This is a genomic window from Fluviicola taffensis DSM 16823 (assembly GCF_000194605.1).
GTDB lineage: Bacteria > Bacteroidota > Bacteroidia > Flavobacteriales_D > Crocinitomicaceae > Fluviicola > Fluviicola taffensis.
The window spans coordinates 3,926,616-3,942,931 of the sequence record NC_015321.1 but is presented as its reverse complement, the minus strand read 5'-3'; the positions used below and the strand labels follow the sequence as shown (position 1 = coordinate 3,942,931).

Sequence of the window (16,316 nt, the reverse complement as noted above, 5' to 3'; positions counted from 1 at the left end):
CATTAATCCATTAAACCTCTTCCGAGTTTAGAAATTTTTCCATCTTTTACTAATCTATCAACGGCTTTATCTAAGATACCGTTGATAAAACCGTGACTTTTTGGCGTAGAATAAAACTTCGAAATTTCAATATACTCGTTCAAAGTTACCTTTTTCGGAATATTATTGAACACCTGAAGCTCTGTAATTGCCATTTTCAAAAGGAGAATGTCCATTTTTGCAATGCGCTCCAATTCCCAATTGTCTGTCAATTCATCAATCAATAATAGATTTTCTGAATCCATAGAAATTGTTTTACGAAGCAAACCACGTAAAAACTCTTGTTCATCCTCTTTGTCTTTGTACAAAGGCATCACAACAAACTTCTGACCTTCTTCCATTGCTTTGATCGATTTGATAGTCATTTGACAAGCCAAATCAATATCATCCAACCAATGAATGCTTTTCTCTTCAAAGAAATTATAAAGCAAAGGCGAATTGGCAATCTCTGTTTTAAACAAATCAATCATGAAGTTTTTATCCGCTTCAAAATTGGTATCTTCATTATTCATGTGAGCGAAATAAGTTTCGCCTTCCTTCATCTGAATAAAAATCTTGCGGAACATTTCGTGGTTTTCGTCACCAATCCAATTCGCTGATCGATCTTCAGATGCTTCACGCAAGGAATAACTATCCTGTAAGGTTTGGATAACCAAAGAATCCACAAACTTTCTGTTTGGATTCAAATCTTCCTCCGTAGGACGAATTTTCTTCTTACTCTCTTCTATTCGATGCAAAGAAATCTCTTTCAACTCACCAAATGACAAAAGCATATAAAGGTATAAATCGTAAATACGATCTACAGCATTCATCAGCTCGTTTTCAGTCTTCTTTATGCTTTCCTCGTCTCCTTGAAAATATGCGTAAAGAGCTTGTAATACTTTAATTCTTAAATGTCTTCTATTCAGCATTATAGACTAATCTCCATCCTTTTTATAATGGTAATTTTACTTTACCAATTGATTCAATACGTTCTTCAGCAATTTTGTTTGCAATCTGATACGTTGGAACACCTTCAGCACTTGAACGAGAAACAATGTTTCCAATTGTTGTGTAAATTTCTTCTGCTTTAGCCATCGACCACTCAGCTGATAATCCAGCAACTTCCGAATAACAATTGATTACACCACCTGCATTCAACGCGAAATCTGGAGCGTAAATCATTCCTTTATCTTTCACTAATTGACCATGTACTTTCTCATTCGCCAATTGGTTGTTTGCGGCACCAGCAATAATCGAACACTTCAAACGATTGATTGTATCGTCATTGATTGTTGCACCTAAAGCACATGGAGCATAAATATCCATCGGTACATCGTAAATATCATTCAATCCAACCACTTTTACTCCGTATTGATTGGAAACTCTTTTCAATGTTTCTTCGTGAATATCTGTAATTGTTACATCAGCACCTTCAGCAACCAAATGCTTCACCAAGTATTCACCTACGTGACCAACACCTTGAACAGCTACTTTTTTCCCTGCCAATGAATCAGATCCAAATTGCTGACTAGCACAAGCTTTCATTCCCATGTAAACACCATAAGCAGTTACAGGAGAAGGATCACCACTTTTTCCAGGTAAACCAACTACGTGATTTGTTTCCATAGAAACCCAAACCATATCTACAGGAGAAATACCCACATCTTCTGCAGTAATGTACTTTCCAGCCAATGAGTTTACAAACTTTCCAAAACGACGGAATAAAGCTTCTGATTTCATGGAGCGCGAATCACCAATAATCACAGCTTTTCCTCCACCCAAGTTCAATCCTGAGATCGAATTTTTGTATGTCATACCTCTAGAAAGACGCAATACGTCGTTCAGAGCCTCCATTTCATTGTTGTACATCCACATGCGAGTTCCTCCCAAAGCAGGTCCAAGAACGGTGTTATGTACAGCAATAATTGCTTTCAAACCAGTTGCAGTATCGTTACAGAATAACAATTGCTCGTGGTTATACATACTCATTTGAGAAATAACGGGGTTTTCAGCCAGATTTAAATCTTTGACTTCTTTTACTTCAAACATACGCGACTTTTAATCTTTTATTTCAATGCGAATGGCTAATTTTGTAATTCGAACAAAATCGCATTAGCGCTCGCAAAAATAGGAAATTTATCGAATGAAGTCTCTAAGCTATTTAAACAAATATTTCTTCAAATACCGTTGGCGTTTGCTACTTGGTATCCTCTTTATCGTAATTAACAACTACTTCGCTGCGAAAATTCCTGTTATGGTCGGCGAATCCATTGATATTCTAAAAGGAGAAAAAGAATCTACTTTGGGTCAAAGCCTATTTTGGACAGCAATTAGCCTTGCTGGACTCATCATACTTTTTAACATAATTAAGGGATTTTTCTTATTTCTGACCCGTCAAACACTCATTGTGATGTCGCGCTACATTGAATTCGATTTGAAAAATGAGATTTTTGAGAAATACCAACAACTAGATTACAGCTTCTATAAAAGACAATCTACCGGAGATTTAATGAATCGTATTTCGGAGGATGTTTCTCAAGTGCGTCAATACCTTGGACCAGGAATTATGTACACGGTAAATTTGATTGCTCTCTTCCCTTTCAACTTATATCAAATGTTGAAGATCAATACAGAATTGGCTCTTTACGCTCTGGCTCCTCTTCCGGTTATGGCAGTTCTTATTTATCTGGTATCCAACAGAATGAATCGATTAAGTAAAGAAGTTCAACAAGAACAATCACGTTTAAGTACTTTGGCACAAGAAAGTTTTTCAGGAATTCGAGTAATTAAGGCTTACATTCAAGAAAAGCACGCTCGGAAGAATTTTGAAACAAGTTCGAATTCTTATTTGCACAAAACCATGAAATTGGTTCGTACAAATGCCTTATTCATGCCAACCATATCCCTTCTCATTGGAACAAGTACCCTGCTAACCATCTATATGGGTGGCCTCATTATTTTCGGTAAGACAAGTAATTTGAAACCTGGAGAAATTCTCACCTTTATTCTAATCATCTACAATTTAACATGGCCATTTGCAAGTATTGGTTGGGTTACAAGTATTAATCAACGCGCAGCAGCTTCACAGGAACGAATCAATGAATTCTTGAAAACAGAACCTGCGATTAAAAATCCTTCAAAAGAGCCGATTGAACCATTTCAAGAAATCGTATTCAAAGACACCTCTTTTAAATACAGAGAGGATCTTCCGAATGTATTATCGAATATTAATTTCAAATTAAAACCAGGCGAAACACTTGGTATTATTGGAAAAACAGGCTCTGGAAAATCAACTTTATTACAATTGATTGTTCGCCAGTTGGATCCAACTTCAGGAGAGATTCTTTATAATTCAGAAAAACTGTCAGCTATTAACTTAAGCGAATTCCGAAAAAACAGTGCAATTGTTCCTCAGGATGTATTTCTTTTTTCAGATACAATCTACAACAACATCGCTTTTGGAGTATTGGAAGATGAAGAAGTCTCTGAAGAACGCATTGTAGAAGCTGCCAAAAACGCACACGTACTGCACAATGTCGAAGCATTTTCAGATAAATTCGAAACATTACTAGGAGAACGTGGAGTCAATCTTTCTGGTGGACAAAAACAACGTGTAAGCATTGCACGCGCATTGATTCGAAAGCCTCAAATTTTACTTCTAGACGATTGTTTATCGGCAGTTGATACCGAAACAGAAGAGATTATACTTGGAAATTTAAAACGTTTAAACCAAGAACATCAAACAACATCAGTGATTGTAAGTCATCGAATTTCAAGTCTTCGCAACGCGAATTACATCCTAGTTCTGGAAGATGGAAAAATTGTAGAAGAAGGAAAACCAGAAAATTTATTGCGAAAAGCTGGATTATACCGTGAATTGTACGATAAGCAATTGATGGAAGAACCGAATGTTTTTGAAGACTAAGAACAAGAATTAGAAATTATCAATTCCAGAATTATCAAGAAATTGAATTATTCAGATATTCTTGATAATTGATCATTACTTTTATTTCTGATATTCTCCCTCTTTCTCTGGATGAATTAACAGGTAATGCTCCAATTTATCTTTCATAAAAGTAATTAATTCAATATCTGTAGCTGACTTTAGGAAGTTTTCATCAATTGCCATAAAATGAATGAAATCAATAAAATCATCTGGTTTTAATTTGATAATATCATACGAAACATACAATTTAAGCAACTCTTGAACAATCTCTTCCTGAGAATCCCTGTATTCCATTTCAGCAATTAAAGCTTTTGTTTTCTCTCTCTTGGAAAACCGCTGATACAAAGCCGTAATAGGACTTTGAATAACCTCTAACCCATTAATTGTTCGGGTTTCCCTCAAAGCTAAATCAGCACGTTCTTCTTTGATTTGCTGCAATGACTTTAAGGGCTTAATAACTACTTCATCAATTTCTCTTGCTTTCCTTTCAACAATTGCATGCACTTCAAACTGACACGAAGAATCACCTACAACACGGAATCCAAAACGATTGTATCCTTTCACCGAAAGAACAATCGAATCGTTATTCCCAACATAAACACCAAAAGAACCATTTGGCTGACCAAAAACTCCTTCACCAGTTGATGTATTGACAACCATCAAATTCAAAAATGAAAATCTATTCAAAGTATCCTCGACTTTCCCTTTTAACCAAACCTTGTTGCATGTTTGAGAAAAAGCGGTCGATGTTGCTATAAACGCTATAACGAGAACAATCAGCTTCATGTAGCGAAAATATGACTTTTTTTCAGGGTTTTGGTTCCGTTAACGATTATTTAGAGTTTAAAATGGTTCAATAGTTCAATAGTTCAATAGTTCAATAGTTCAATAGTTCAATAGTTCAATAGTTCAATAGTTCAATAGTTCAATAGTTCAATAGTTCAATAGTTCAATAGTTCAATAGTTCAATAGTTCAATAGTTCAATAGTTCAATTAAAACCTTTTTAATTTATTTAATCTTTTGAACCTCTTGAACACTTTTGAACTTTTTTGAACAACTGGAAACAAAATCAAGTTCCACACACCCAGTTTCAGAGTTATTTTGCTTTAGATACAAATGTATCAATAAATAATTCACTTTTGTAACTGTTAATTTATTGAAAGAAATTGAAATTCCCAATTCGCTTTTCAAAAGTTCGTAAATTTGCACCATGAAAAGAGTAGTTGTTGGTTTGTCTGGTGGTGTAGATTCAAGTGTTACAGCACATTTACTTCAACAAGAAGGATATGAGGTTATTGGACTTTTCATGCGCAATTGGCATGATGAAACTGTTACGCTATCAAACGATTGTCCCTGGATAGACGACAGTAATGATGCGCTCTTAATCGCCGAACAGCTCGGAATTCCATTTCAAGTACTCGACTTAAGCAAAGAATACAAAGAACGCATCGTAGACTACATGTTCGCAGAATACGAAGCTGGAAGAACTCCAAACCCAGACGTTCTATGTAACCGAGAAATCAAGTTTGACGTGTTTTTAAAAGCAGCTATGGAACTCGGCGCAGATTTCGTCGCTACGGGACATTATTGCCGAAAAATAACAACAGAAGACGGGATTCACCACCTATTAACTGGATTGGATCCAAACAAAGACCAATCTTACTTTCTTTGCCAGCTATCTCAAGACCAATTATCAAAAGCCCTTTTTCCTATTGGAAACCTTCAAAAATCAGAAGTGAGAGCGATTGCGAAAGAAATCGGACTTGTAACCGCAGACAAAAAAGATTCTCAAGGATTGTGCTTTGTAGGAAAAATATCTTTACCTGAATTTCTCCAACAAAAACTTGAAGTAAAATACGGTAAAATAATAGAAATAAATGAATTAGATAATCAATTTTTAAATTACTCAACCATTCCAGTTAACCTAAATAACGTTATTGAGCTAAGCAAAGAATTCATCTACTCACCCGATATGGGAATTGAAGTTGAAAAACACATTGGAGCTCATTATTACACGATTGGTCAACGAAAAGGATTGAATATCGGAGGGCGACCAAACCCTTCATTCGTCATCGGAATTGACACAACCACAAATACCGTTTATTCCGGTCAGAAAGACGAACATCCAGGACTAAACAAATGGGCTTTAAAAATCGAAACATCCGAAATGCACTGGATCAACCCAACATTCGAGATGAATATAGGAGATTCGAAAGAGTTTGATATTCGAATCAGATACCGCCAATCCTTTCAAAAAGGAACTTTAACACGTTTACAAGATGGATTTTACATTCTTTTCAATCAAAAACAACGCGGAATTACTCCAGGTCAATTTGCCGCATTCTATAACGAAGACGAATTAATAGGTTCAGGAATCATTTCTCACTAGGCAAAAACACATCAAACGTAAAATCTTCGTAGAAAATAATTGTTTTAACAATCCTTTTCTCAGTTACAACAGCCAACAAGGAAGAATCAACAGATGATTGCTTAGAAAGCGATTGAGTTAAAGAAACAACATCTTGCGCAGTAAATAAATCATTCGAATCAGACTTTGACTGCCTACCTGTAAAAAGCCATTCAGCCGAAACACGTGGAAACGCCTGCAATAACTTCTCAACAAAATCAAAACTTGGCTTATTTCGTCCACTTAACACATGACTTACATTTGAACGCTGAACCCCAATTCTATCTGCAAAAGAACCCGCATTTAGTTTGTGCGAATCCATTATCATACGTAAACGATCTTTAATCTCCATGTTACAAATGTACAATACAAAAACTACAATTCTAAATTTACAAATATTCACATTTGTAACAAAACGGAATAAAAAAAGGGAATTCGCCAAAACGAATTCCCTTAAAAATATCTTTTAATCTATCAATTCGAGCTGTAATTAAAGAAAAGCATGCTATTATGAACCTGTGGCATATCTGGTCCAAATGTAACCAAATCCATTAATTGAGCAACCTCAATAATACTCAAGTTGCTATTTCTTCCCATTGCTTTGTGGCGCTCCAATTTGTTTTTTGCCAAGCTAATTGCGTTATTAATCATTGTGCTTTCCATATTATATAAAACTTAAATACGATCCTGTTTTGACCCATTTACGCCACAGTTCTATATTAGGTTACATATTCAATCAAAAAAAAGCAAAATAAATAAAAAAAGATTTAATTGACCATTTTAAATAACCATCATATTTAAATGAAAATCAATTGATTACACCTAAAATACATTTGTGATTTTAACTTCAAATTAATTGGAAGAAAGCTCTTCATAAGCGTCTTGAATCTCCAAAAAACGCTGAGCAAACTCACCCCTCTCCTGCTCCGACAGATCCAGATTTCTATCAGGATGATATTTTTTCACTAATCGGCGATAACTTTTCTTGATATCATCTTCTGTGGCATTGGTATTCAAATCTAAGATTGCAAGCGCCATTCGCTTTCTAGTTCCTGAATTCGCAATCTCATGAAGTCTGGACTCACCAGAAGATTGTCCAAAAATTCGTTTGCGGCTTTCGATTACTCGTTTTTCAATATACATCGATTGAACACCAATCAATTCCCCTAAGCGAACTAAAGCCGTGAATTCGCGATCAATCAATTCACCATCTACAAAAACTAAATCAATTAAAAAATCAATTAACTCTGCCCGCTCCTGAGATCCGGGCATTTTTTGAACTACCCAATTCGCAACACTTCTGACATGAATAGATGTCTCCTCAACCAACTCTAATTCGTTCACTATTACAAGCGATTCTATATTGAACTTTTTATTGATATAAACAACTATAAAAGACTGTTTTTCAATTGATTTAATTGAATTTTTTCGGATTACCCAAACAGCAAGTAATAGGTAGATTTGAAAAACCATTCTCTCTGTTTTCTTTCCAGAAGGTGGCTGAAAACTTCTCTTAAGAATAAGTTCCGAACTTATCTTGCGTTGTTTTATATCCGAGCGATACCTTATCAAAAGCAGCATTGTCAGTAAACAAAATACAATCAACGATATGAAAATTAGCACATTCATCAAGCATTCATTAACGTATCATAAGCCTCTTGTACTTCTTGAAACTTCTTAGCTAACTCTTTCTTCTCACCTGATTCCAAATGAGGATGACTATCCGGATGATACTTCTTCACCATTTTGCGGTAGGCCGTTTTAATTTCTTGAGACGAGGCATCTTTTGTAAGTTCCAACACCTCATAATAAGAATGATAACTAAATACAGATGGCTTAATCGATTCTTTATTTTGATGCCTATCGAAGATTTGACTTTGAATGTGATCAGGAACATCCTGTATTCTAATGGTGAATTTTTGAATGATGAAAAGCAAATATTCCCTTTCCTTGTCTATTAATTGATTATCCAACAAAGCAATTTCCGACAGGAATAAAAAAGTCTCTAGCTTTTGAAAATCCGAAATATGTTTGTTACACCACTCCATCAGTTCCATCACCGGAATTTTACTATCCAGAAACACATCCATAATTTCCTCTACATCTAACTCTCTCGAAGAATATTTTTTTTGCGAAAACTGCTTCATTTTATGCAGTTTATTCATCAACAAATACCGATCTCTCTTGACCATTGCTACAGCCAAAACAATCTGAACTTCTTTCAATGAAAAATCGGAATAAGAAATAGGAAAACTCTTCCCTAGCCAATGAACAATCTTATGCTTCTGCTTATATCTCAGGTAAAAAAAGTAAGTCCCAAATAAAATCACCGGTATCAAAAGCAAAAAAACGACCACTAAGGGATTTAGCTCATCCTTTTTGACACCCCCATAATTAGAGACGTATGAAAGTAAAAAACTCAATATCATATCACGAATTTACAATGAATTCATAAGCCGTTTGAACCTCTCTAAATTTTTCACTCATATGTTTCTGAATTTCAGGAGATTCATTCACAAAACGATCCGGATGCGTCAATTTTACCAATCTTCTGTAAGCAGCTTTCACTTCATCGATAGAAGCCGTTTTCTCTAGCCCTAAAATTTTGTAGAAGAAATCTAACTTGGAATAACTTGATTCATTTGTATATATTCTCTCGTTCTTTCGCGTTAGTTTTTCTGCATAAATCGGTTCAAAATCTATGAGTTCCAAATTCATTTTAGTCATTAAAACCAATAGATGACGTTGTTCATCATCATTGATTCCACCATCGTAAGCAGCAATTCCAGCTAAAAAATTGATCAATTTAATTTTCCACTCTTTTGATAAATACTTATTTGACCAAGAGGCTAAAGAATCAATTTTCACAACATGTCTCATTGAATAATTATAAGACGCAGCAGCATTATAATAAATATCTTCGAAATTTGCTTTTAAATACTTGTCTATAAATGAAAACTTGAGGTAATGACTATCCATATCTCTTCTAACAATTGCACCAGAAGCTGCAATGAATAGTTCTAAGATGTTTTTTTGAGTTGGTTTAAAGTTTTTTGGAATCATTCCTTTATCCCAAGACCTGCGATCTCTTGTTGAAATATGCCTGTAAACCAGGTAAATAAATGCCCCGCCAAAAATTACAGCAACAATAACTCCACACCAAAATCGTTCTTCAGGCGACATTCTTACCGCCCCACCAAAGCGCGAAATAAAATATATTAATTGCAACATCTATTTGAAATCATTTAGGCATTAAAGGATAAATCAAATGTTCCAGGCCATTCAATTTGATTTCATACATCAATTCGAGTTGTTGCCCTAATTTTCCAGCTGGAAATCCATTTTGCTTGAACCAAACTAAGTAGTTTTCAGGTAAATGAATCAAAAATCGGTCTTTGTATTTTCCAAATGGCATTTTAGCTTTTGCTAACGAAACTAATTGATGTTCATCCATACAGTGAATTTAGCTCAAATTCGCCAAATGAAACACATAAAACGTTCCTAAATCTGTCTTTGTCAGTTCTAATTCACCTTCCATTTGTTCTGTCATAGCTTGAATAATCTCCGTACCAAAAGCCGAAGTTGACCCCTCAATCCACTTTCCGTTATCATTATATTCTAGTAAAAATTGATTGGATTTTTCATCTTCAATTCGACTTAATACAATTGAAATCTTTGGATAATCTTGATTTCGAAAGGCATGTTTGAGGGAATTCAAGAGTAATTCATTCATCAATAGCGCAAGCGGAACAATGCTCTTAGATTTCATATCTTCCAATTCTACTTCAATAGAAAATTGAGGATGTTTATCAACAGAATAGTTCGTCAGCAAACTGTTAATTAGAGATTTAAAATATTTTTCCAAATCAAATTTCGACAACGATCCAGATTGATACATTTTCTCATGAATAATTGCCATTGCATTTATTCGATCGATCGCTTCTTGGTAAGAACCACTATCCTTTTCCGTCATATTATTCGCTTGAAGCCGCAGCAAACTAGTAATTATCTGGAGATTATTCTTTACACGGTGATGAATTTCACGAAGCATTACCTCCATCTCCGAATTTTGTTTTGAAATTACCTTATTTTGATCAGTAAGTATCTGATTATTCTCTTCGAGATTAATTCTTGAAAATGAAGTTGTCCGAACATACAAATTTAAAATGTAAGCAATTGCGAATCCAACGATAGAATATTCCAGAATAAAAGTAGTTACATCATTTCCAGAAAACGACTCAACCGCAACAATATTACGTTCATGAATGTTAATCAGATAGTAAAACAACACCATGAAATGAGCAATCAAAATCGAAATTCCCCATTTCTTTCCAAGAATAAAGAAAGTAAACATAATATTTACAATCATCCACATGGGAGTGAGATAATGGGTCGCTTTTAAAAACAAGAACGATCCGGAGACAATTCCCAAGGTCAGAATAGAGCAAACCGCACCTACTAAACGGTAGTTTTTAGTAATATATAAAACAAACAACCCCAATATACACATGCCTACAGCTATGAAATTGGGCATCGCACTAAAATGCTCGTTGGAAAAATTAACGATTGTAACAATGGACATTAACCCTGCAAAAAAGTAGAGTAAATGCAATACAAGACGGAATTTACTTTTTTCGTGAAATTCCAACCAGTTCGTGTTCAGTTTGTCCATTATTTAAATTTCGAGAACAAATTAAACATCTTTTTTTGGAAATCTTTTAAATTCAAAACAATGGAACAAAAAAATGACGTCCAAAAGACATCATTTTTAATTATTTCATAGGAATTTGCTGTAGAATATCTAGTAAAAAGCCCCAAAATTTCTGCACAGATGAAATTTGAACACATTCATCTGGAGAATGCGCTCCGCGAATATTCGGTCCGAATGAAATCATATCCATTCCTGGAAAGTGTTTTCCTAAGATTCCACATTCTAATCCAGCATGACAAGCCTTAATTTGAGGTTCTGCATTGAATTTTTCACGATACAAATTCGCCATTACTTTCAAAATAGCTGAATCTGCATTCGGCTCCCAACCAGGGTATTCACCATTTTGAACCACTTCCACCCCTGCGCTTTCAAAGGCAGCACGAATCGAATTGGCAATATCTGTTTTAGAAGACTCAACAGAACTTCTCTGCAAAGATTGCGTGGTGAAGAAATCATCTCCAACGGTCACTTTTGCCAAACTAGAGGATGTTTCAACCAAAGTAGAAATAGCAGGACTCATTCGATAAACTCCATTTTGAACAGCGTAAATAGAATTTACAATTCGTTTAAAATCAGAATCTTTCACAACTCGACTTAAATCTCCAGTTTCAAATACTGTCCAATTTGCATCTTTCTCAATCGATTGGAATTCAGCTGTTATTTGAGCGATAATTTCTTCTGTAGCTTGATGAAACTTTGTTTTATCGTTATCTGAAATAGCTACAAGTGCTGTACTTTCTCTTGGGATTGCATTTCTCAAGCTTCCGCCATTCAAGGTACATAATCTCAAATCCATTTTTGAACTCACATGTAGCAACAACCGATTCATCCATTTATTGGCATTTCCTCTCCCTAAATGAATATCCATTCCTGAATGTCCTCCCAACAATCCTCTTAATTTGATTTCGAAACAAACAAAATTACTCGGAAGATCTTCGTAGGTTATTGGAGTTGACGTATTTGTATCGATTCCACCTGCACAACCAATAGACAATTCATCATCGTCTTCTGTATCTAAATTCAATAAAATAGTTCCAGAAATATTCGAAGCATCTACTTGTAAAGCCCCAGTCATTCCAGTTTCTTCATCAATTGTAAACAAGGCTTCAATTGCTGGATGAGGAATGTCGGTAGATTTCAAAATTGCCATGATTGTTGCAACACCTATTCCGTTGTCTGCACCAAGCGTTGTTCCATTTGCACGAACCCAATCTCCATCAACCAACATTTCAATTCCTTGTTCATCAAAATCAAAAATAGTATCTGAATTTTTCTGGTGAACCATATCCAAATGCGACTGCATGACAATCGTTTGTCTGTTCTCCATTCCAGCAGTTGCCGGTTTTTTGATAATCACATTTCCAATATGATCTTGAATTGTTTTCAATCCTAAAGACTTACCAAACCGCATCATAAATGCAATAACACGCTCTTCTTTTTTCGATGGTCTTGGAACTGCATTCAAATCTGCAAAATGATTCCACAATGCTTTCGGTTCTAAATCTCTTACTTCCATGCTTCTAATTATGAATGCAGAATGTAGAATGTAGAGAGAATCCCTCTTAATTCTGCATTCTTAATTTTAAATTTCTATTCGCTATTACGAATATTTACTATTCTGTTAATGTATAATTCTTCGACTTTCGTCCGCGCCCAAGGGGTTTTACGCAAAAAGGTCAAACTCGACTTGATACTTGGATTACTAATAAAACAATTAATCGGAATCAGTTTTCCCAAACGTTCAAACCCAAATTCTTCTACCAATTCAGTTACTATTGTTTCTAATTTTACTCCATGCAGTGGATCCATATTCAATGAAGAATGATGAATTAAGAATGCAGAGAAATCTCCCATAATTCTGCATTCCTAATTCTAAATTTTAATTATTCTCACACAATTTTTCTATTCTTGACTTCTAATTCTGACTACAGAGAGAATCATTTCTCATAATTCTGTATTCTTAATTCTACATTTCTAATTACCCTATTTTACGATATTTAATTCTCTTCGGTGCCGCATCCCCCAAACGTTTGCGCTTGTTCTCTTCATATTCCGAATAAGATCCTTCAAACCAAACGACTTGAGAATCGCCTTCGAAAGCTAAAATATGCGTACAAATGCGATCTAAAAACCAACGGTCGTGGGAAATAACCACAGCACAGCCCGCAAAACTTTCAATTCCTTCTTCCAACGCACGCAATGTATTCACATCGATGTCATTGGTCGGCTCATCGAGCAACAATACGTTTGCTTCTGTCATTAAAGTCATTGCTAAATGCAACCGATTCCTTTCACCACCGGAAAGCACTCCTACCTTCTTGCTCTGATCAGAACCAGCGAAATTGAATTTGGACAAATAAGCACGTGCATTGAATTTTTGATTTCCAATCTCAATGAATTCATTTCCACCACCAATCACTTCGAAAACAGTTTTTTCGGGAGAAATATCTTTATGTGTTTGATCTACGTAACCAATCTTCACCGTTTCACCAATCGAAAACGTTCCTTTATCGGCTTGTAATTCATTCATAATCATTTTGAAAATTGTTGTTTTTCCCGCACCATTTGGCCCGATAATTCCAACAATTCCTGCAGGAGGCAATCTGAAGTTCAAGTCATCATACAACATTTTATCTCCGAAAGCTTTCATAACATGTTCCGCATCAATAACATTGTTTCCTAAACGAGGACCATTTGGAATTGGAATTTCCAAATTCACTTCTTTATCCTTCATTTCTTCCGACATCATTTTATCGTAGTTCTGAATACGCGCTTTGTTCTTTGCATGTCGCCCTTTTGGATTCATACGCACCCATTCCAACTCGCGAGCAAGCATTTTCTGACGTTTCGACTCTGTTTTTTCTTCTCCTTTTAAGCGTTCTCCTTTTTGTTCCAACCAAGAAGAATAATTTCCTTTCCAAGGAATTCCCTCTCCACGATCCAATTCCAAAATCCAACCTGCAACATTATCCAAGAAATAGCGGTCGTGCGTAACTGCAATAACAGTTCCTTTGTATTGTTGTAAATGTTGCTCTAACCAATCGATAGACTCAGCATCCAAGTGATTGGTAGGCTCATCCAACAATAAAATATCTGGACTTTTCAATAACAAACGACACAAGGCCACACGTCTTTTCTCTCCTCCAGATAATGTTTCAATTAATTGATCATCTGGCGGACAACGCAAAGCATCCATTGCACGTTCCAATTTATTATCCAATTCCCATGCATCTACCGCATCGATTTTATCTTGAACAACTCCTTGTCGAGCAATTAATTTATCCATTTTATCTGGATCATTCAACACATCTTCATCCATAAATGACGCATTGATTTCTTCGTATTCTTTTAGAATGTCTACAATTTCTTGCGCACCTTCCATAACAACCTCTTTCACTGTTTTCTTTGGGTCTAAATCCGGTTCTTGCGGTAAATAGCCAACCGAATATCCTGGAGAAAAAACCACATCACCTTGAAACGATTTATCTAAACCAGCAATGATCTTCATTACGGTAGATTTACCAGAACCATTCAAACCGATGATTCCGATTTTTGCACCATAGAAAAATGAGAGGTAAATGTTTTTAATGATTTGCTTTCCTTGTGGGGTTACTTTCGAAACTCCAACCATGGAAAATATGATTTTTTTATCGTCTGACATATTGATTTTTTAAGGAAAACAAAGATAACATTCTCTTTGAAAAAGTAGATGTATTCTACTTGTATAAAGCCAAAAAGAGTCCTGAAAACGTATCGTCAGGACTCTTTTATTAAATAATCCGATCTAATCTTAAAACATTCTACTCAATCCAGACCCCATACTTGCACCGATAAAAATCAATAAAATATACAATCCCAAAAACACAATAGTAAATATGCCAGAGAATTTAAAGAATGATTTCAAATTTTCAACTCCGTAATCAAACTCTCCTTGTTTATTCGAGTTTAAACCTTTAGTAATTGATCCTGCAAAACGCACCATGTAAAGAGCAGGAAAAATCATCACCACTGTCATCGCAACATAGAAAAATGCTAAGCCAATTAATGGGGCGAATCCGGTTGAAAGAGCTGTAACTAGTGAAATTAAAGCCACAACCCCAGTTAAGCCAGTGAAAATGAATCCCACAATTGCAAGGAATCGTGCCCATTTTCCTGCGGTCAATAAATTTTGTTTGATTGAATTGTTGATTTTTAATTTATCGGTATCCAATTCAATGTTTTGGTCTAAAGTATCTAACATAATATTCTATTTTTATTAATCTAATAAATCTGTGTTGGTTGAAAATCTAATTCCATCAGCCTTTGGTAGGGTTTTCAACATGCTTTTGTATCGAGCCATTTTAACCCAAAAAATAATACCGATAACAATAAAGCCTAATATTGCCAAGATATTTAATATAGGAACAATAAAACAGCAAATTAAAATAGGAAGAACAATTCCGAGCGATTTCCCATAATCTCCTGGCTGTGGATTATTCCGAGAGTCAAATTCACGTCTCAAACTTTCTGAGATTAATGGATATAACTTAAACGGATAAATTACGGCGCCGTAAAAAGGAATGAATAGCATCCAAACAAATCCCGGATGTACCTGTCGATTTTTAGGGTCTACCTGCTTTAACAAGTCCATCAGATTTTTAACGTAAAGTACACTTGATGCGATACTAGCTCCAATAATTAGAAGATAGAGAAAAAAGATCATGATTATGAGTCCTGCCATAAGTAAAATAGTTTTAAATTATTGAGGGAACTAAAGTAGAAATTAAAAATCTATCGAGACCTGTTTCTGAGTTAATTTCTTCATTTCAAGTGCATACATAATTAGAAAGGCAATGGGAAAACAGTTCATCAACAAGCCGAAAAACATGTAAGATCCAAATACACCCGACATCCCAACAATTGAATAAATCGAATAAATGATGGGGGGAATTTGTCCGATACAATAAATCCAAAATCCCCAGCGCTTTAGTAGAAACATAAAAATAGCTCCGAGCGCACAGCAAAAAGGAAAAACAAACGAATTGAAGAAGAACCAAGTATTTGCGGAAGTTGAAGTATTTGAAAATGCTCTTTGCAGATTAGAATTAGACAAGGAAAAAAGCAAAATCATTAAATAAGTACCGCAAGCAACCCAAGTTAGAATGCATAAAACTGTCAGCAAGAGTGAACGCTTATTTCTTACAACTACTCCTAAACTATCTACTGATTCTTCTGTTTTCCAATTTTCCAT

The 16,316-nt window shown here is 35.1% G+C and carries 18 protein-coding genes; 2 read left to right on the top strand and 16 right to left on the bottom strand.

From position 1 onward, the window contains the following. Positions 1–2: 2 nt before the first annotated feature. The gene (locus FLUTA_RS17180) at positions 3–950 is read right to left on the bottom strand and encodes a transcription antitermination protein NusB (protein WP_013688175.1); all 948 of its coding nucleotides are present in this window, start codon (positions 948–950) and stop codon (positions 3–5) included. A 22-nt stretch (positions 951–972) separates the two neighbouring features. Continuing rightward, on the bottom strand, positions 973–2,070 hold the full coding sequence (locus FLUTA_RS17175) for a Glu/Leu/Phe/Val dehydrogenase dimerization domain-containing protein (RefSeq protein WP_013688174.1): 1,098 nt from the start codon (positions 2,068–2,070) through the stop codon (positions 973–975). 94 nt (positions 2,071–2,164) lie between these two features. Between FLUTA_RS17175 and FLUTA_RS17170 the strand changes: the two genes are divergently transcribed. Further along, positions 2,165–3,946 (top strand): ABC transporter ATP-binding protein, encoded by a 1,782-nt coding sequence (locus FLUTA_RS17170; protein ID WP_013688173.1) that lies wholly within the window; start codon positions 2,165–2,167, stop codon positions 3,944–3,946. Positions 3,947–4,027: 81 nt separating this feature from the next. Here the strand turns inward: FLUTA_RS17170 and FLUTA_RS17165 are convergent, their stop codons facing one another. Next, a complete protein-coding gene (locus FLUTA_RS17165; RefSeq protein ID WP_013688172.1) occupies positions 4,028–4,753 on the bottom strand; it encodes a hypothetical protein in 726 nt (241 codons plus the stop codon). A gap of 425 nt (positions 4,754–5,178) precedes the next feature. Between FLUTA_RS17165 and mnmA the strand changes: the two genes are divergently transcribed. Next, the gene (gene mnmA, locus FLUTA_RS17155; RefSeq protein WP_013688171.1) at positions 5,179–6,357 is read left to right on the top strand and encodes a tRNA 2-thiouridine(34) synthase MnmA; all 1,179 of its coding nucleotides are present in this window, start codon (positions 5,179–5,181) and stop codon (positions 6,355–6,357) included. Here the strand turns inward: mnmA and FLUTA_RS17150 are convergent. The 13 genes from FLUTA_RS17150 to FLUTA_RS17090 all read right to left on the bottom strand — a co-directional run bounded on the left by FLUTA_RS17150 (position 6,344) and on the right by FLUTA_RS17090 (position 16,316). Then, the gene (locus FLUTA_RS17150; protein WP_013688170.1) at positions 6,344–6,727 is read right to left on the bottom strand and encodes a helix-turn-helix domain-containing protein; all 384 of its coding nucleotides are present in this window, start codon (positions 6,725–6,727) and stop codon (positions 6,344–6,346) included. The genes mnmA and FLUTA_RS17150 overlap by 14 nt on opposite strands. Positions 6,728–6,849: 122 nt before the next feature. Next, positions 6,850–7,038, bottom strand: coding sequence for a hypothetical protein (locus FLUTA_RS21640; RefSeq protein ID WP_013688169.1), 189 nt, complete (start codon positions 7,036–7,038; stop codon positions 6,850–6,852). Positions 7,039–7,227: 189 nt separating this feature from the next. Continuing rightward, complete coding sequence (locus tag FLUTA_RS21000; RefSeq protein ID WP_052301401.1) at positions 7,228–7,848, bottom strand: J domain-containing protein; 621 nt, start codon at positions 7,846–7,848, stop codon at positions 7,228–7,230. A gap of 155 nt (positions 7,849–8,003) precedes the next feature. After that, positions 8,004–8,804, bottom strand: a complete 801-nt coding sequence (locus FLUTA_RS20995) for a J domain-containing protein (protein WP_013688167.1) — start codon at positions 8,802–8,804, stop codon at positions 8,004–8,006. A 1-nt stretch (position 8,805) separates the two neighbouring features. Next, positions 8,806–9,606, bottom strand: a complete 801-nt coding sequence (locus tag FLUTA_RS17130) for a DnaJ domain-containing protein (protein WP_013688166.1) — start codon at positions 9,604–9,606, stop codon at positions 8,806–8,808. 10 nt (positions 9,607–9,616) lie between these two features. Continuing rightward, the gene (locus FLUTA_RS17125; RefSeq protein ID WP_013688165.1) at positions 9,617–9,829 is read right to left on the bottom strand and encodes a DUF3820 family protein; all 213 of its coding nucleotides are present in this window, start codon (positions 9,827–9,829) and stop codon (positions 9,617–9,619) included. Positions 9,830–9,838: 9 nt separating this feature from the next. Next, entirely contained in the window at positions 9,839–11,047 is a 1,209-nt protein-coding gene (locus FLUTA_RS17120) for a sensor histidine kinase (RefSeq protein ID WP_013688164.1), read from the bottom strand. Between the two features lie 100 nt (positions 11,048–11,147). Further along, a complete protein-coding gene (locus tag FLUTA_RS17115; RefSeq protein WP_013688163.1) occupies positions 11,148–12,602 on the bottom strand; it encodes an aminoacyl-histidine dipeptidase in 1,455 nt (484 codons plus the stop codon). Between the two features lie 74 nt (positions 12,603–12,676). Further along, positions 12,677–12,940, bottom strand: coding sequence for a VF530 family protein (locus FLUTA_RS17110; RefSeq protein ID WP_013688162.1), 264 nt, complete (start codon positions 12,938–12,940; stop codon positions 12,677–12,679). Between the two features lie 124 nt (positions 12,941–13,064). Beyond that, the gene (ettA, locus tag FLUTA_RS17105; RefSeq protein WP_013688161.1) at positions 13,065–14,747 is read right to left on the bottom strand and encodes an energy-dependent translational throttle protein EttA; all 1,683 of its coding nucleotides are present in this window, start codon (positions 14,745–14,747) and stop codon (positions 13,065–13,067) included. A 129-nt stretch (positions 14,748–14,876) separates the two neighbouring features. Further along, positions 14,877–15,326 (bottom strand): hypothetical protein, encoded by a 450-nt coding sequence (locus tag FLUTA_RS17100; protein ID WP_013688160.1) that lies wholly within the window; start codon positions 15,324–15,326, stop codon positions 14,877–14,879. 15 nt (positions 15,327–15,341) lie between these two features. After that, positions 15,342–15,806 carry a hypothetical protein gene (locus FLUTA_RS17095; protein ID WP_013688159.1) on the bottom strand — a complete coding sequence of 155 codons (465 nt, stop codon included), beginning with the start codon at positions 15,804–15,806 and terminating at the stop codon, positions 15,342–15,344. A gap of 42 nt (positions 15,807–15,848) precedes the next feature. After that, positions 15,849–16,316, bottom strand: coding sequence for a hypothetical protein (locus tag FLUTA_RS17090; protein ID WP_013688158.1), 468 nt, complete (start codon positions 16,314–16,316; stop codon positions 15,849–15,851).

Excerpts from the sequence above, each read along its gene's own strand:
- FLUTA_RS17180 (WP_013688175.1), bottom strand. The coding sequence starts at position 950 with ATGCTGAATAGAAGACATTTAAGAATTAAAGTATTACAAGCTCTTTAC.
- FLUTA_RS17175 (WP_013688174.1), bottom strand. The coding sequence starts at position 2,070 with ATGTTTGAAGTAAAAGAAGTCAAAGATTTAAATCTGGCTGAAAACCCC.
- FLUTA_RS17170 (WP_013688173.1), top strand. The coding sequence starts at position 2,165 with ATGAAGTCTCTAAGCTATTTAAACAAATATTTCTTCAAATACCGTTGG.
- FLUTA_RS17165 (WP_013688172.1), bottom strand. The coding sequence starts at position 4,753 with ATGAAGCTGATTGTTCTCGTTATAGCGTTTATAGCAACATCGACCGCT.
- mnmA (WP_013688171.1), top strand. The coding sequence starts at position 5,179 with ATGAAAAGAGTAGTTGTTGGTTTGTCTGGTGGTGTAGATTCAAGTGTT.
- FLUTA_RS17150 (WP_013688170.1), bottom strand. The coding sequence starts at position 6,727 with ATGGAGATTAAAGATCGTTTACGTATGATAATGGATTCGCACAAACTA.
- FLUTA_RS21640 (WP_013688169.1), bottom strand. The coding sequence starts at position 7,038 with ATGGAAAGCACAATGATTAATAACGCAATTAGCTTGGCAAAAAACAAA.
- FLUTA_RS21000 (WP_052301401.1), bottom strand. The coding sequence starts at position 7,848 with ATGGTTTTTCAAATCTACCTATTACTTGCTGTTTGGGTAATCCGAAAA.
- FLUTA_RS20995 (WP_013688167.1), bottom strand. The coding sequence starts at position 8,804 with ATGATATTGAGTTTTTTACTTTCATACGTCTCTAATTATGGGGGTGTC.
- FLUTA_RS17130 (WP_013688166.1), bottom strand. The coding sequence starts at position 9,606 with ATGTTGCAATTAATATATTTTATTTCGCGCTTTGGTGGGGCGGTAAGA.
- FLUTA_RS17125 (WP_013688165.1), bottom strand. The coding sequence starts at position 9,829 with ATGGATGAACATCAATTAGTTTCGTTAGCAAAAGCTAAAATGCCATTT.
- FLUTA_RS17120 (WP_013688164.1), bottom strand. The coding sequence starts at position 11,047 with ATGGACAAACTGAACACGAACTGGTTGGAATTTCACGAAAAAAGTAAA.
- FLUTA_RS17115 (WP_013688163.1), bottom strand. The coding sequence starts at position 12,602 with ATGGAAGTAAGAGATTTAGAACCGAAAGCATTGTGGAATCATTTTGCA.
- FLUTA_RS17110 (WP_013688162.1), bottom strand. The coding sequence starts at position 12,940 with ATGGGAGATTTCTCTGCATTCTTAATTCATCATTCTTCATTGAATATG.
- ettA (WP_013688161.1), bottom strand. The coding sequence starts at position 14,747 with ATGTCAGACGATAAAAAAATCATATTTTCCATGGTTGGAGTTTCGAAA.
- FLUTA_RS17100 (WP_013688160.1), bottom strand. The coding sequence starts at position 15,326 with ATGTTAGATACTTTAGACCAAAACATTGAATTGGATACCGATAAATTA.
- FLUTA_RS17095 (WP_013688159.1), bottom strand. The coding sequence starts at position 15,806 with ATGGCAGGACTCATAATCATGATCTTTTTTCTCTATCTTCTAATTATT.
- FLUTA_RS17090 (WP_013688158.1), bottom strand. The coding sequence starts at position 16,316 with ATGGAAAATTGGAAAACAGAAGAATCAGTAGATAGTTTAGGAGTAGTT.